The organism is Vibrio sp. Hal054, assembly GCF_037162405.1.
In the GTDB taxonomy this organism is placed as follows: domain Bacteria; phylum Pseudomonadota; class Gammaproteobacteria; order Enterobacterales; family Vibrionaceae; genus Vibrio; species Vibrio diazotrophicus.
The window spans coordinates 431,420-447,114 of the sequence record NZ_JARLUT010000001.1 but is presented as its reverse complement, the minus strand read 5'-3'; the positions used below and the strand labels follow the sequence as shown (position 1 = coordinate 447,114).

Below are 15,695 nucleotides of genomic sequence, written 5' to 3'. Positions count from 1 at the left end.
AAAATCCAGTGCTAGTACACTGGATTTTTTATTCTCATTTAATTTAGATTACTCGTTAGCCGTAAGCTCAGCTTTCTCTTTCGCTAGCTGAGCTTCGCGCACATCTTTGTAGATTCGCCCCAACTCAATAAACGAGTAACGATGTTCTACGTACTCATACACATTGAACGAGATAGCCAACTTATAAAGTGACACAGCATGAGCATAATCACCTTGCATGTGATAACGCTTACCTAGGTAGAAATAGGCTTCTGTTAAACGCTGCGCTAATACATTGTTGTCACGCGTACTCGCTAATATCGCTTTGAATAGTTGCTCTTCAGATATTTCGTCCAACATCATAGCAACCAACAACCATCCCCACTCTTCATTGTGAGATTTGAACTGTTGGCTTAGCTCGGCTTTTGCAGTATTTGGATCGAGATCCATTTTAATGATGTAGCGCCAAAGAGCTCGAAACGGATCGTTAGGATCCATTTGATAATGTTTGTCCGCTTCATCGAATGCAAGCTGTGGGCGCTCACCGTAATAAAGCGCAACCGCTCGGTTACGCATTGCATATTCATTGTTCGGATCAAGCTCTAATGTTGAATCAAAAGACTCGTAAGCTGCATCGAACTCACCAGTTTCAGTGTAATAAACACCTAACAGATTAAAGATATCTGATTGTGCGGGGTTTAACGCTAACGATTGGGTGAAATCTAAACGAGCTAAATCACGTAAGCCGACACTGTCATAAGCGTTGCCACGTTCAAAAAGCATTTTTGCTCGAACTTCGTCGGTTAAATCAGAGCGCTGTAATAGCTGAGTCAAACGCGCTATTTGAACTTCCTGCTGCACACTAGCCTGTAAAGGAATAGCCATTGGTGGATAAACCCAAGGTAAGGATTGATCCGATTCTGATGAATTGTTCGCACATCCAGCTAATAGCATTAACGCTACACTGGCCGCTGCGGTTTTGAACCATTTCACTAATAGATACTCCTGTATACCCCAAACGCATGAAAAAGGGAGCGAATCACGCTCCCTTTATAACACGCTTTCTAGATAAAATGCGAAAACAGTTCGCATTCCATCTTTTGCGTAAACTTATTCCGCTTCTGGAGCAGAATCAGTTGCAGCTGCTTCAACTGGCTTTTCTACTGCTTCTTTCATGCTCAGACGAACACGGCCTTGGCGGTCGATTTCAAGTACTTTAACTTGAACTTCTTGGCCTTCAGTTAAGAAATCAGATACTTTCTCTACACGCTGGTCAGCGATTTGAGAAATGTGTACAAGACCATCTTTACCAGGAAGAACGGTTACGAATGCACCGAAATCAGCGAGACGTGCAACTTTACCTGTATAGATCTTACCAACTTCAACTTCAGCAGTGATTTGCTCAATACGACGAATCGCTTCTTGCGCTTGCTCACCAGAAGTTGCTGCAATCTTGATTGTGCCGTCATCTTCGATTTCGATCGTTGTACCCGTTTCTTCAGTTAGCTGACGGATAACTGCGCCGCCTTTACCGATAACATCTTTGATCTTATCTGAGCTAATCTTCATTGTGTGGATACGTGGAGCGAATTGTGAAATATCGTCACGAGCACCAGAGATAGCTTCATCCATCACAGATAGGATGTGCTTACGTGCACCTTGCGCTTGGTTAAGTGCAATTTGCATGATCTCTTTAGTGATACCTTCGATCTTGATGTCCATTTGAAGAGCAGTGATACCAGTGTTAGTACCTGCTACTTTAAAGTCCATATCACCTAGGTGGTCTTCGTCGCCAAGGATGTCTGAAAGAACAACGAAATCATCGCCTTCTTTAACAAGACCCATTGCGATACCCGCAACAGAAGACTTGATTGGAACACCTGCGTCCATAAGAGCCAGTGAAGTACCACACACAGATGCCATTGAAGAAGAACCGTTTGATTCAGTGATTTCTGAAACAACACGTACTGTGTACGGGAACTCTTCTGGAGAAGGCATTACAGCAGCAATACCGCGCTTAGCAAGTTTGCCGTGGCCGATTTCGCGACGCTTAGGAGAACCTACAAAACCAGTTTCACCTACACAGTATGGAGGGAAGTTGTAGTGTAGTAGGAAGTAATCTTTCTTCTCACCAGTTAGCTCATCAATGATTTGCGCATCACGTTGAGTACCTAGAGTTGCCGTTACTAGCGCCTGAGTTTCACCACGAGTGAATAGCGCAGAACCGTGAGTACGTGGAAGAACACCAGTACGTACATCAAGTGCACGAACCATGTCTTTCTCACGACCATCAATACGTGGGTTGCCCGCGATGATGCTACGACGTACAACTGTTTTTTCTAGATCGTGGAAAATAGTGTGAACTTCTTTTAGGTTCAGCTCTTCATCTTCAGCAAGTAACTTTTCATTCACTTCAGCACTGATTTCGTGGATACGGTCATAACGCGCCATTTTTTCAGTGATTTGGTAAGCTTCAACAAGTTTAGTCTCAGCTAGCTCAGCGATTTTCGCTTTAAGCTCTGTGTTTTCTGCTGGAGCTTCCCAAGACCATGCTGGAGTTGCAACTTCTGCTGCAAATGCGTTGATAGCATTGATAACTGTTTGTTGTTGGTCGTGACCAAATACAACAGCAGAAAGCATCTCTTCTTCAGTTAGGTTGTCTGCTTCTGATTCAACCATCAATACTGCTGATGAAGTACCAGCAACAACAAGGTCAAGCTTAGACGCAGCAAGCTCAGTGTTGCTTGGGTTAAGTACTAATTGACCATCAATGTGACCGACACGAGCTGCACCGATAGGTCCATTGAATGGAATACCAGAAATAGCAAGCGCTGCTGAAGTACCAATCATAGTTACGATATCTGGTTGTACATCAGGGTTAACTGAAACAACAGTAGCGATAACTTGAACTTCGTTCTTGAATGCATCTGGGAATAGAGGACGAATAGGACGGTCGATTAGACGAGCAGTCAGTGTTTCGCCTTCAGAAGGACGTCCTTCACGCTTGAAGAAGCCACCTGGGATTTTACCTGCAGCGTACGTACGCTCTTGGTAGTTTACTGTTAGAGGGAAGAAGTCTTGACCTTCTACCGCTTCTTTTTTACCAACAACAGATACAAATACTGCGGTGTCATCCATAGTAACCATAACTGCTGCTGTCGCTTGACGTGCAATAACACCTGTTTCTAGCGTTACAGTGTGGTTGCCGTACTGAAACGTTTTAACAACTGGTTTTTCGAACATGTAAATATTCCTTGCTCTGAGCAGATGCTCAGATTTATTAAATGAATCTCACACATTACGAATCGCGACTAGTAAAAACGTGCTCAGTTCTTTATTGCAAGAAACGTCCGCAAAACACGCTTTGAATAGCCGCGACCGTTTGGTCGACGTGGTTGACTGTAATGTAGTGAGTATTGATTGGAAATCCTTACAGAGGATTTCGCCGTGCGTAGTATATACCCGCTTGCTTCAAGATGCTAATTTCAGGAGATAATTGGTGTGCTTTTTCCGGTATTCCAGATGCCTTATATACCATTAAAACGTAGGCTGAAATCTAGCTGCAGCGCGCGATTATATTAGATTCTGGATATTTGGTGGCGGAATTCAAAAATGACACTGTTAAGTAACTGAGTGTCACACTCTCAAATTGCAGACACAAAAAAGGGGCTAAAAAGCCCCTTTTTCTTCAAACCTGCTTGGCAGACGCGAATTAACGACGTAGGCCTAGGCGTTTGATTAGGTCGTGGTAACGATCTAGATCTTTACCTTTTAGGTAATCTAGAAGTTTACGACGGCTAGAAACCATACGTAGAAGACCACGACGGCTGTGGTGATCGCCTTTGTGTTCTTTGAAGTGACCTTGAAGGTGGTTGATAGAAGCTGTAAGTAGAGCTACTTGAACTTCTGGTGAACCAGTGTCGCCTTCAGCACGTGCATATTCTGCTACGATTGCTGCTTTAGTTTCTGCATTCAGAGACATAATTCTCTCCTAAAGAGTTAAGTTTATATTTGTGTCAGCCAATCTCTGATTCAGCCGACACGTGAGGGGCGGATTATAGGGAATATCCTGTAATCACACAAGCGCTATTTCACGGAATAGAATCTGTAACTTTGCGCTATAAATCAGTCATTGACCTTTCAGCTTCAAGTACGCGGTGGATAAACCACTAAACGCTTCGGCGCTACTTTCCCATCGTTATCGATTTCAGCAACGCCTAGGAATAGCTTGTCTTCACCACCCGTCATGCGAACTATACCGTCTGTTGGAGCACCAAAGACTTGAACCGCTTGACCATGCTGAACCATATCAACCAGCTCAACAACCAGATTTACTTCAGGCAAATCTTGTACTGCGGTATCCATTGGTAACAACAAAGCATCAAGAGCATCATAAGGTGAACGCTCTTCACGATGAGCCTGTTCAACAAGCTCGTTAAGCTGCTCTAGTGTCACCATATTTTCATATGGATATTTAGCAACACCAGTACGACGCAACATAGTGACGTGCGCGCCACAGCCTAGCATTTCACCTAAATCATCAACGATAGTGCGGATGTAGGTACCTTTTGAGCAGTGTACTTCCATCTCAACTTCATCGTTTTCAAAACGATGCAGAACAATATCGTAAACGGTGATTTTGCGAGATTCACGAGGAACTTCGATACCTTGACGAGCATATTCATACAGAGGACGACCTTGGTATTTCAATGCTGAAAACATTGAAGGTACTTGGTCAGTTTCACCCCTGAATTTTTCGATACAACGGATCAGAGTTTCGCGGTCTACGTTCACTTCACGAGTTTCAACTACTTCACCATCTGAATCTGATGTGTCAGTACGCTCACCCAATTTTGCGATCACGCGATAACGTTTATCGGAATCGAGCAGAAACTGAGAAAACTTAGTTGCTTCACCCAAGCAGATCGGAAGCATACCCGTTGCTAGAGGATCTAGCGCACCGGTATGTCCTGCCTTTTCTGCGAAGAAAAGGCGCTTAACTTTTTGCAGGGTATCATTTGATGAGATGCCGGTTGGTTTATCAATCAGCACCACACCATTTATCGGACGCCCTTTACGACGACGAGCCATTACTCTTCGTCCTCGCGACCCGCATCTTTTTGCTTACGCTTATCGGTACTGACTACTTCAGAAACAAGGTTCGACATACGCATACCTTCTACTAAGGTACTGTCATAGTGGAAACGAATTTCAGGTGTTAGACGTAAGCGAATACGTTTACCAAGCATCATACGAATATGAGCTTCATGCTCACGTAATGCTTTTAAACATGATTCTGGTGTTTGCTCGCCTACACATAAGAAAGTGACGAACACTTTAGCGTAAGCAAGGTCACGAGAAACTTCTACATCAGAAATGGTCACCATTCCTAATCGAGAATCACGAACTTCGCGCTGAAGGATCATCGCTAGTTCTTTTTGTAGTTGCTGAGCCACACGCTGAGTGCGGCTAAATTCTTTTGGCATAATTTTCTCACTAAATAGAAAGAATGGGGGAATGGTAATCCCACTCCCCCATGGCGTATTCAACAACCGAACATTGCCGTTTGTTCTAGTTGATGAGCCATTATGACTAACGAATAATCATTAGGTCTCATCAATTTTAACGAATTAATCGATGGTACGTTGAATCTCAACCGTTTCGAATACTTCAATTTGGTCGCCTACGCGAACATCGTTGTAGTTCTTAACGCCGATACCACACTCATAACCGTTCTTAACTTCTTGCATGTCGTCTTTAAAGCGACGTAGCGATTCAAGTTCACCTTCGTAAATAACCACGTTATCACGTAGTACACGAATTGGGCTGTTACGCTTGATTGTACCTTCAGTAACCATACAACCAGCGATTGCACCCAGTTTCGGTGACTTAAACACGTCACGAACTTCAGCAAGACCAATGATTTCTTGCTTGAATTCTGGAGCAAGCATACCGCTCATTGCCGCTTTAACTTCATCAATCAATTGGTAGATGATTGAGTAGTAACGTAGATCGATATTTTCGTTTTCAACTGCACGACGAGCTGATGCATCAGCACGAACGTTAAAGCCAACAACGATAGCGTTTGAAGCCGCTGCTAGTACTACATCTGTTTCTGTAATACCACCAACACCTGAACCTACAATGTTCACTTTTACTTCATCAGTAGATAGTTTCACTAATGAATCAGAAATTGCTTCAACAGAACCTTGTACGTCAGCTTTCAGTACGATATTCAGTTCAGAAACGTCACCCGCAGTCATATTAGAGAACATGTTCTCTAGTTTAGATTTCTGCTGGCGAGCCAGTTTCACTTCACGGAACTTACCTTGACGATAGTTTGCAACTTCACGCGCTTTACGCTCATCACGTACAACTGTCGCTTCGTCACCTGCCGCAGGAACACCAGAAAGACCTAGAATTTCTACCGGGATAGAAGGACCAGCTTCGTTAACTTCGTTACCAACTTCATCACGCATTGCGCGAACACGGCCATATTCCTGACCACAAAGTACGATATCACCTTTGTTCAGAGTACCTGACTGTACAAGAACAGTTGCAATTGGACCACGGCCTTTATCTAGGCGTGATTCGATGACAACACCAGAAGCCATACCATCTTTAACTGCAGTGAGTTCAAGAACTTCAGCTTGTAAAAGGATAGACTCAAGTAGTGAATCAATGTTTGTACCCTGTTTTGCAGAGATATGAACGAAGATGTTCTCACCGCCCCACTCTTCAGGAATAACATCGTATTGAGCTAGCTCATTCTTAACGTTATCTGGGTTAGCATCTTCTTTGTCGATCTTGTTCACAGCGATAATCAAAGGTACACCTGCCGCTTTTGCGTGCTGGATAGCTTCAACTGTTTGTGGCATTACGCCATCATCTGCTGCAACAACAAGAACAACGATATCTGTCGCTTGAGCACCACGAGCACGCATTGACGTAAACGCCGCGTGTCCAGGAGTATCAAGGAACGTAATCATGCCGTTTGGTGTTTCTACATGGTATGCACCAATGTGCTGCGTAATACCACCTGCTTCGCCAGAAGCAACGTGTGTACGACGAATGTAGTCCAACGTTGAAGTTTTACCATGGTCAACGTGACCCATAATGGTAACGACTGGAGCACGAGCAACTTTTTCGAACTCGTTGTCACGGTCTTGCATTACCGCTTCTTCAAGTTCATTTTCTTTACGAAGAACCACTTTGTGACCCATTTCTTCAGCAACAAGTTGTGCTGTTTCTTGGTCAATCACTTGGTTGATCGTCGCCATTGCTCCCATCTTCATCATCACTTTGATGACTTCAGTCCCTTTTACTGACATCTTGCTTGCCAGTTCAGAAACTACGATAGTTTCACCAATCACAACATCGGATTTAGCAACAACTGCACTCTTATCAAAGCCGTGTTGCATTGACGATGGCTTAGCAATCTTGCCAGCTTTACGACCTTTACCACCACGACGAGTATCGCGCTCTTGCTTATCGTCGCGATTAGACATTTTCGTCTTTTTCGTCTTAGCAGCAGCACTACGGCGACGAGCACCTTCTTCACGACGGTCTGCTTCATCTTCTGCCGCACGAGCATAGCTCGATGTGGTCACATGGTAATCTGTATTCTCTTCCATTTTACCCTTTTTCTCTTCTTCAGCAGACCAACGCTCATTATTCTGTTCAGCCAATTCACGTGCTTTCTCAAGCTGACGAAGACTCTCTTCTTCAGCTTTACGCTTAGCTTCTTCTTCCTGACGACGCTTCAGTGCTTCGGCTTCTTTTCGCGCTGCTTCTTGCTTCATTTTATCTTCAGCAGAACGTTCACGTTTCGCCCCACCCTGTGCATCACGATTAGCTTCTTCTGCTTCACGTTTTGCTTTTTCATTTGCTTCTCGTTGCGCTTTTTCTTCTGCTTCACGTTTTGCCTTTTCTTCGGCTTCACGTTTCGCAGCTTCTTCAGCTTCACGTTTCGCTAATTCTTCAGCTTCGCGCTTAGCAGCTTCTTCTGCTTCGCGTTTTGCTTCATCTTCAACTGCACTGCGCTTAACATACGTTCGTTTTTTGCGCACTTCAACTTGAACATCCTTACTTTTACCGCCACCAGCACTTACGCTTAGTGTACTACGGGTTTTACGCTGGAGCGTTAAACGAGTAGGCTCAGATCCTGAGCCCTCTCCATGTTCCTTACGTAAGTGATTCAGAAGTTTGCTTTTTTCTTCTTCTGATACGCTGTCTGAACTCGTTTTTTTCATGCCAGCATCAGCAAGTTGTTCTAATAAGCGGTCAACTGGAGTACCAATTTCTTCACTCAGTGCTTTAACTGTAAGTTGTGTCATGCCGCTTCCTCCCTTGCTGAAATTATGCGTCTTCACCGAACCAACAAATGTTACGAGCTGCCATAATGAGCTCGCCAGCGCGTTCTTCGGTTAGACCTTCAATACCTTCAAGATCGTCGATGCCTTGGTCTGCTAAATCTTCTAGTGTTACTACACCTTTAGCAGCAAGTTTAAATGCCATATCACGCTCAAGACCAGTTAGAGATAGTAGGTCTTCAGCTGGCTCTAGGCCTTCGAACGATTCTTCTTGTGCCAATGCAATTGTTGTCAATGCATCTTTCGCACGGTTACGCAGTTCTTCAACTAGGTCTTCATCCAGACCGTCTACTTCTAGTAGTTCGTTGACAGGAACATACGCAACTTCTTCTAATGTAGAGAAACCTTCTTCAACCAACAGCTCAGCAAAATCTTGCTCAACATCGAGGTACTTCATGAAGCGCTCGATAGCTGCCATTGATTCTTCTTGGTGTTTCTTGTTTAGATCTGCAACTGTCATTACGTTCAGTTCCCAACCAGAAAGTTGAGACGCTAGACGTACGTTTTGACCGTTACGGCCAATTGCTTGAGCTAGGTTATCTGCTTCAACAGCGATATCCATTGAGTGTGCATCTTCATCAACAATGATAGAAGCAACGTCAGCTGGAGCCATTGCGTTGATCACAAATTGTGCAGGGTTATCATCCCAAAGCACGATATCAATGCGCTCACCACCAAGTTCGCTAGATACAGCCTGTACACGTGCACCACGCATACCGACACACGCACCCACTGGGTCAATACGGCGATCGTTTGTTTTCACAGCGATTTTCGCGCGAGAACCAGGATCACGAGCCGCACCTTTCAGTTCGATCATCTCTTCGCCAATTTCTGGCACTTCCACACGGAACAGTTCAGCCAACATTTCAGGCTTAGAACGTGTTACGAATAGTTGGAAACCACGAGCTTCTGGAGCCACTTTGTAAAGTAGGCCACGAACACGATCGCCAGGACGGAAGTTTTCACGTGGTAGTTGGTCTTCACGTAAGATAACCGCTTCAGCGTTGTTACCAAGATCTAGGATAACAGTCTCACGGTTAACCTTTTTAACCACACCTGTTACTAGCTCACCTTCGTTGTCGATGAACTGCTCAACGATTTGTGCGCGTTCGGCTTCACGTACTTTCTGTACGATAACTTGTTTCGCTGTTTGCGTTGTGATGCGGTCAAATGTTACAGATTCGATTTGCTCTTCGTAGTAATGACCTAACTCAACTGAATCATCATCATAAGATGCAGCGTCTAGAGACATCTCTTTTGTTGGGTTTTCCACTTCGTCTACAACTAACCAACGACGGAAAGTTTCAAACTCACCCGTTTTGCGGTCGATAGCAACGCGAACATCTACGTCAATTTCGTATTTTTTCTTAGTCGATGTTGCTAGCGCAATTTCAAGCGCTTCAAAGATACGCTCACGAGGTACTGCTTTCTCGTTCGAAACAGCCTCTACAACCGCTAAAATTTCTTTACTCATTGTTATAGCCTCTTAAGCTCTTTTCTCTAGGAGAACTAAAATTTAGGGATCAGGTTAGCTTTTGAAATGTTGCTAATCGCAAAATGTTCTTCTTGACCATCTACAGTTATAGCAACAGTTTCACCATCAACTGAGTGAATGATGCCTTTCCATTTACGACGGTTTGCTACAGCCATTTTCAAAACGATGCTGACCTCGTGACCGATAAATTGATCATAATGTGCAGCTTTAAAGAGTGGTCTTTCCATACCTGGCGAAGACACTTCTAAGTTGTAAGCAACAGTGATTGGATCTTCAACATCCAATACAGCACTCACTTGGTGACTTACTTCTGCACAATCGTCAACGTTAATACCGTTTTCATGATCAATGTAGATACGTAGTGTTGAGTGTTGTCCTGCGCGAACAAACTCCAATCCAACTAACTCATAACCTGATGCCGCTACAGGCGCGTCAAGCATTTCTGTTAATTGTCTTTCTAAACCAGTCATTTAAACCACTCCAGAAACAAAAAAAGGGCATAGAGCCCAATTTAAATTCCAAGCAAAGCACCTGTATTTCACATTAAGAAACACAGATAACAAAAAACCCCGAAAGTCGGGGTTTTTGCTGCTGGACCCTGATAAATTGAGAATTTCTTCTCAACTGCAGTGAGGTAAACACTGCCAAACTTGCAACAATTAACTCTCTATAAAATAGAAGATAATTGGTTGCGGGGGCCGGATTTGAACCGACGACCTTCGGGTTATGAGCCCGACGAGCTACCAAGCTGCTCCACCCCGCGTCCGACTTGTGAGCAATTATACGCTCAACAAGGTGTTTTACAAGTTTGTAAACATGGTGCCGAGAGAGGGACTCGAACCCTCACACCGAAGCGCTAGCACCTCATGCTAGTGTGTCTACCAATTTCACCATCTCGGCATAACCTTTCTTACTTAAAAGTAAGATTATTGAGGAATTTCGTCGCCTGTTGAGGCTGGAGTTTCACTCAATGTACCTTCAGTAGTTTGCTCAATCACTTGACCTTTAGCAGGGTCAACCCATTGTGATTCAGTTTTATGTGTAGACATGTTGCCTAGCACAAGACTAAAGATAAAAAATATTGTTGCAAAAATTGCAGTCATTCGGGTTAGAAAATTTCCTGAGCCGCTCGCGCCAAACACTGTGTTTGAAGCACCAGCACCGAATGAGGCTCCCATATCTGCGCCTTTACCTTGCTGGATCAACACTAGGCCAATGATACCAACCGCTGCCAACAGGTAAATCACAAGTAGAACTGTAAACATCGCTTCCACCTATGTTCCAAATTGTTGAGCCAGCGCCGTTCTAATCATTTGCAATCATCGACAAGAACAAGGCTAGCGACCTCCTAACAGAAGGCGGACGCAATACTATCGAATGCGAGTATGACTGACAAGGGATATTTGTTAAAAATATCCCGTTTGCTTATCAAACGGTCAAAAAAGGCTCAAAGTGATATTAGTTTAAACTTGGCTCCAAATTTCTAACTCGGTTAAAAACTTAGGAACCAACAAAAACAAGACTTAACAGTTAGCTTTTACAGCTTCTGCAATTTTTAAAGCGGAAGATTTAACCAGTTCAGCATCTTCACCTTCTACCATTACTCGAAGCAAAGGCTCAGTGCCTGACTTGCGTAGTAAAACACGGCCTTTAGCGCCAAGTTTTGCTTCAACTTCTTTAACACTCGCAATCACAGCTTCTGCTTCTAACGGATTGGTATCACCACTAAAACGCACATTTTCCAACACTTGAGGATAGAGAGTCATTCCTTTGGACAACTCGCCTAGTGACATTTCACTACCTACAACTGAAGCTAAAACTTGTAGCGCGGCAACAATCGCATCACCAGTGGTGACTTTATCCAACAGGATTATATGCCCAGAGTTCTCAGCACCGATCTTCCAGCCTTTAGCCAGTAATTGCTCCATTACATAGCGGTCACCAACTGCAGCACGAACAAATGGAATACCCAGTTGTTTTAGACCATTTTCCATACCTAGGTTTGTCATTAGCGTACCAACAACACCACCTTTTAATTCTCCTCGACGCAACGCATCGCGAGCAATGATATAAGCGATTTGGTCGCCGTCGACCTTATTGCCATTCTCATCAACCATAATTAAACGGTCGCCATCGCCATCAAAAGCCAGACCTAGATGAGCTTGCTCTTCCACAACACGTTTTTGTAGTGCAGCGACATCCGTTGCACCTACTTTATCGTTGATATTTGTACCATTAGGTTCAATACCCATAGCAATAACATCGGCACCCAGTTCTTTAAACACATTCGGAGCAATGTGGTAAGTCGCGCCGTGTGCACAATCAACGACAATTTTCAGTCCGGCCAAACTTAATTTATTTGGAAAAGTGCTTTTGCAGAATTCGATATAACGACCAGCAGCATCAACTAAGCGTGAAGCTTTACCTAGTAGAGCAGATTCAACACAAGTGATCTCTTTGTCTAACTCAGCTTCAATAGCCAACTCCACTTCATCAGGCAGCTTTGTACCATCCGATGAGAAGAACTTAATGCCGTTGTCGTAATACGGGTTGTGTGATGCTGAGATAACAATCCCCGCTTCTGCACGAAATGTTTGAGTCAAATACGCTACCGCTGGCGTTGGCATTGGGCCAGTCAATACAGCTTTTAAACCCGCAGCTGCAAGACCCGCTTCTAGAGCAGACTCCAACATGTAACCAGAAATGCGGGTATCTTTACCGATGATCACTTGCTTAGTACCTTGTTTAGCAAGTACGCGCCCTGCTGCCCAGCCAAGCTTAAGTACAAAATCAGGAGTAATCGGGTATTGACCTACCTTGCCACGCACGCCGTCAGTACCAAAATAACGTCTTTCGTCAGACATAATGTATCCTTAACTAATTTTTATAACTTATTGTTACTTATAAATTGTTGTTCATTGTTTGGATGATTTTCATCGCTTCCAATGTCTCTTCGACATCATGAACGCGAATAATCTGTGCGCCTTTTATAGCGGCAATCGTTGCACAAGTCACACTTGCAACCATACATTCCGCTGGTTTCTTCTCAAGAAGCTTAAAGATCATCGATTTACGCGACATTCCAGCCAAAATAGGTAACCCCAAGCGATGTAGTTTTTCTAAGTTGGCGAGTAGATGATAGTTGTGCTCAATTGATTTACCAAAGCCAAAACCAGGGTCTAAAATGACGTTCTCTCTTGGAATTCCAGCTTTTTCACAAGCTGCTAATTTATCTAGCAGAAAGCTTTCAACTTCATCCAGAACATTATCGTATTCCGGATTGATTTGCATCGTTTTCGGTTGTCCTTTCATGTGCATGATACAAACAGGCACTTGCGCTTGAGCTGCAACTTCCAAAGCCCCCGGCTCTTGCAGGGAACGAACATCATTGATTAGGTCTGCACCAGCCGCTATCGATTGTCGCATCACTTCAGCTTTACTGGTATCAACTGATATCCAAACATCTTGGTTAAACTCTCGAATCGCTTTGATTGCTGGAATGACACGTCGAAGTTCTTCCTCAAGGCTCACGTCAGGAGCACCCGGTCTGGTAGATTCTCCACCAATATCGATAATGCTGACACCCGCCTCTATCATTTGTTTTGCACGAGCAATGACATTATCTATCGACGTATAACTGCCGCCATCTGAAAATGAATCAGGAGTCGTGTTCAGAATCCCCATAACATGAGGACGGTCGAGAATGAGTTCTTTAGTTGCTGTTGTTAATTTCATAAACGATGAATGTTTCCATAACCATGTTTCCATAACCCGGAAACAGAAAACCCCGAACAAGTCGGGGTTTTATAGGTGATATAAGATTACTCTGAATCTTTTTTCTCAGCAGATGAGTCTTCAGAATTATCTTCTGCTTTCGACTCTTCTTTTTTCTCTTCAACAGGCTCAGAAACTTTAGAAGCCTCTTCAGCATTTTCTTGCTGAGACTTAGCTTGATCGCCCCAACCTGCTGGCTGACGAATCTCTGATTTACGCTCCATCAGATCATCAATCTGGCCTGCATCGATCGTTTCATATTTCATCAATGCATCTTTCATTGAATGCATGATATCCATATTTTCGAGCAGAATCTTGCGAGCACGTTCGTAGTTGCGGTCAATGATGATACGAATCTCGTCATCTATCAACTTAGCAGTATCATCTGACATATGTTTGGTTTGCGTTACGCTACGTCCAAGGAAAACCTCGCCTTCCTCTTCAGCGTAAAGCATTGGACCTAATTTCTCAGAGAAACCCCATTGAGTGACCATCTTACGAGCAATATCAGTAGCTCGTTCGATATCGTTAGATGCACCAGTCGACACTTTCTCAACACCGTAAATCAGTTCTTCAGCAAGACGACCACCGTACAAGCTTGAGATCATCGACTCTAGATGCTGTTTTGACATACTTACACGATCTTGCTCTGGTAAGTACATAGTCACACCAAGAGCTCGGCCTCGAGGAATGATCGACACTTTATAAACTGGATCATGTTCAGGCACTAAACGACCGACGATGGCATGACCAGCTTCATGGTAAGCCGTTGATTCTTTTGTTTCTTCTGACATCACCATCGAACGACGCTCTGCGCCCATCATGATTTTGTCTTTAGCCAGCTCAAACTCGACCATAGAAACATTTCGCTTGTTACCACGAGCAGCAAACAGAGCAGCTTCATTGACAAGGTTCGCTAAGTCAGCACCCGAGAAACCCGGAGTACCACGAGCAATTAACGAAGGTTCAACGTCTCCTGCCAGAGGAACTTTACGCATGTGAACTTTAAGGATTTGCTCACGTCCGCGTACGTCTGGTAAACCTACAACCACTTGGCGGTCAAAACGACCAGGACGAAGAAGTGCAGGGTCAAGTACGTCAGGACGGTTAGTCGCTGCGATAACAATGATACCTTCGTTACCTTCGAAACCATCCATTTCAACCAGCATTTGGTTTAGTGTTTGCTCACGTTCATCGTGACCACCACCAACACCAGCACCACGTTGGCGACCTACTGCATCGATCTCATCAATGAAGATAATACAAGGCGACGCTTTCTTAGCTTGTTCAAACATGTCACGAACACGAGATGCACCGACGCCAACAAACATTTCTACGAAGTCAGAACCAGATATGGTAAAGAAAGGTACTTTGGCTTCACCAGCGATCGCTTTAGCAAGCAATGTTTTACCTGTACCTGGAGGACCAACCATCAACACACCCGTTGGAATTTTACCACCCAGTTTTTGGAAACGGCTTGGATCACGCAGATAATCAACCAGCTCTTTTACATCTTCTTTTGCTTCATCACAGCCTGCGACATCGCCGAATGTGGTTTTGATTTGCTCTTCGCTCATCATGCGGGCTTTGCTCTTACCAAAGGACATCGCGCCTTTGCCACCGCCACCTTGCATCTGGCGCATGAAGAAAATCCACACACCTACGAGCAGAATCATTGGGAACCAAGAAATGAAGATAGTTCCAAGTAGGCTTTGCTCTTCTGGAGCAGTACCTTGAACTTTCACATTTTGATTGATCAAGTCATCAAGTAATTTTTCATCATATACAGGCATATAAGTCACGTAACGTGCACTACTGCCTCTACGAGTAAAGCTTATCTCACTGTTATTGAATTGAGCTTCTTGAATCTGGCCTTGACCAACTTCTTGTACAAAGGTCGTGTAATCGATAGTTCTACCGTTGTTATCACCTGGACCAAAACTTTGGAATACAGACATCAACACAACAGCGATTACAAGCCACAGAATTAAATTTTTTGCCATGTCACTCAAGGTGTAAGCCTCTCGATAACTAGTTGTAATTAAAGGTAGGGTACTACAGTTTCTAGGCTGTAG

At 44.0% G+C, this 15,695-nt stretch carries 12 protein-coding genes and 2 tRNA genes; all 14 read right to left on the bottom strand.

Features of this window, described 5'->3' with window-relative positions; translation table 11 throughout:
- Positions 1-48 precede the first annotated feature (48 nt).
- A complete protein-coding gene (gene nlpI, locus P4S58_RS02055) occupies positions 49-972 on the bottom strand; it encodes a lipoprotein NlpI (protein WP_042484376.1) in 924 nt (307 codons plus the stop codon).
- A gap of 117 nt (positions 973-1,089) precedes the next feature.
- Positions 1,090-3,222 carry a polyribonucleotide nucleotidyltransferase gene (gene pnp / locus P4S58_RS02050; protein ID WP_102968097.1) on the bottom strand — a complete coding sequence of 711 codons (2,133 nt, stop codon included), beginning with the start codon at positions 3,220-3,222 and terminating at the stop codon, positions 1,090-1,092.
- A gap of 469 nt (positions 3,223-3,691) precedes the next feature.
- Positions 3,692-3,961, bottom strand: coding sequence for a 30S ribosomal protein S15 (gene rpsO, locus P4S58_RS02045; protein ID WP_042484382.1), 270 nt, complete (start codon positions 3,959-3,961; stop codon positions 3,692-3,694).
- Between the two features lie 164 nt (positions 3,962-4,125).
- Positions 4,126-5,070, bottom strand: coding sequence for a tRNA pseudouridine(55) synthase TruB (gene truB, locus P4S58_RS02040; protein ID WP_102968096.1), 945 nt, complete (start codon positions 5,068-5,070; stop codon positions 4,126-4,128).
- Positions 5,070-5,465, bottom strand: coding sequence for a 30S ribosome-binding factor RbfA (gene rbfA, locus P4S58_RS02035; protein ID WP_042484387.1), 396 nt, complete (start codon positions 5,463-5,465; stop codon positions 5,070-5,072). Before rbfA ends, truB begins: the two co-directional genes overlap by 1 nt.
- A 144-nt stretch (positions 5,466-5,609) precedes the next feature.
- Positions 5,610-8,315, bottom strand: coding sequence for a translation initiation factor IF-2 (infB, locus tag P4S58_RS02030; protein ID WP_042484391.1), 2,706 nt, complete (start codon positions 8,313-8,315; stop codon positions 5,610-5,612).
- Between the two features lie 22 nt (positions 8,316-8,337).
- The gene (gene nusA, locus P4S58_RS02025) at positions 8,338-9,825 is read right to left on the bottom strand and encodes a transcription termination factor NusA (protein WP_102968095.1); all 1,488 of its coding nucleotides are present in this window, start codon (positions 9,823-9,825) and stop codon (positions 8,338-8,340) included.
- 35 nt (positions 9,826-9,860) lie between these two features.
- Positions 9,861-10,316: a ribosome maturation factor RimP gene (gene rimP / locus P4S58_RS02020; protein ID WP_042484396.1), complete on the bottom strand. Its 456-nt coding sequence runs from the start codon at positions 10,314-10,316 to the stop codon at positions 9,861-9,863.
- Positions 10,317-10,532: 216 nt separating this feature from the next.
- A tRNA-Met gene (locus P4S58_RS02015) sits at positions 10,533-10,609 on the bottom strand.
- 54 nt (positions 10,610-10,663) lie between these two features.
- Positions 10,664-10,746: transfer RNA gene (locus P4S58_RS02010), tRNA-Leu, on the bottom strand.
- Between the two features lie 26 nt (positions 10,747-10,772).
- Complete coding sequence (gene secG / locus P4S58_RS02005; protein WP_042484726.1) at positions 10,773-11,111, bottom strand: preprotein translocase subunit SecG; 339 nt, start codon at positions 11,109-11,111, stop codon at positions 10,773-10,775.
- Between the two features lie 258 nt (positions 11,112-11,369).
- Positions 11,370-12,710, bottom strand: coding sequence for a phosphoglucosamine mutase (glmM, locus tag P4S58_RS02000; protein ID WP_102963249.1), 1,341 nt, complete (start codon positions 12,708-12,710; stop codon positions 11,370-11,372).
- 37 nt (positions 12,711-12,747) lie between these two features.
- Positions 12,748-13,581 (bottom strand): dihydropteroate synthase, encoded by an 834-nt coding sequence (gene folP, locus P4S58_RS01995; protein ID WP_102968094.1) that lies wholly within the window; start codon positions 13,579-13,581, stop codon positions 12,748-12,750.
- Between the two features lie 86 nt (positions 13,582-13,667).
- Positions 13,668-15,632: an ATP-dependent zinc metalloprotease FtsH gene (gene ftsH, locus P4S58_RS01990; RefSeq protein WP_102954123.1), complete on the bottom strand. Its 1,965-nt coding sequence runs from the start codon at positions 15,630-15,632 to the stop codon at positions 13,668-13,670.
- Positions 15,633-15,695 lie beyond the last annotated feature (63 nt).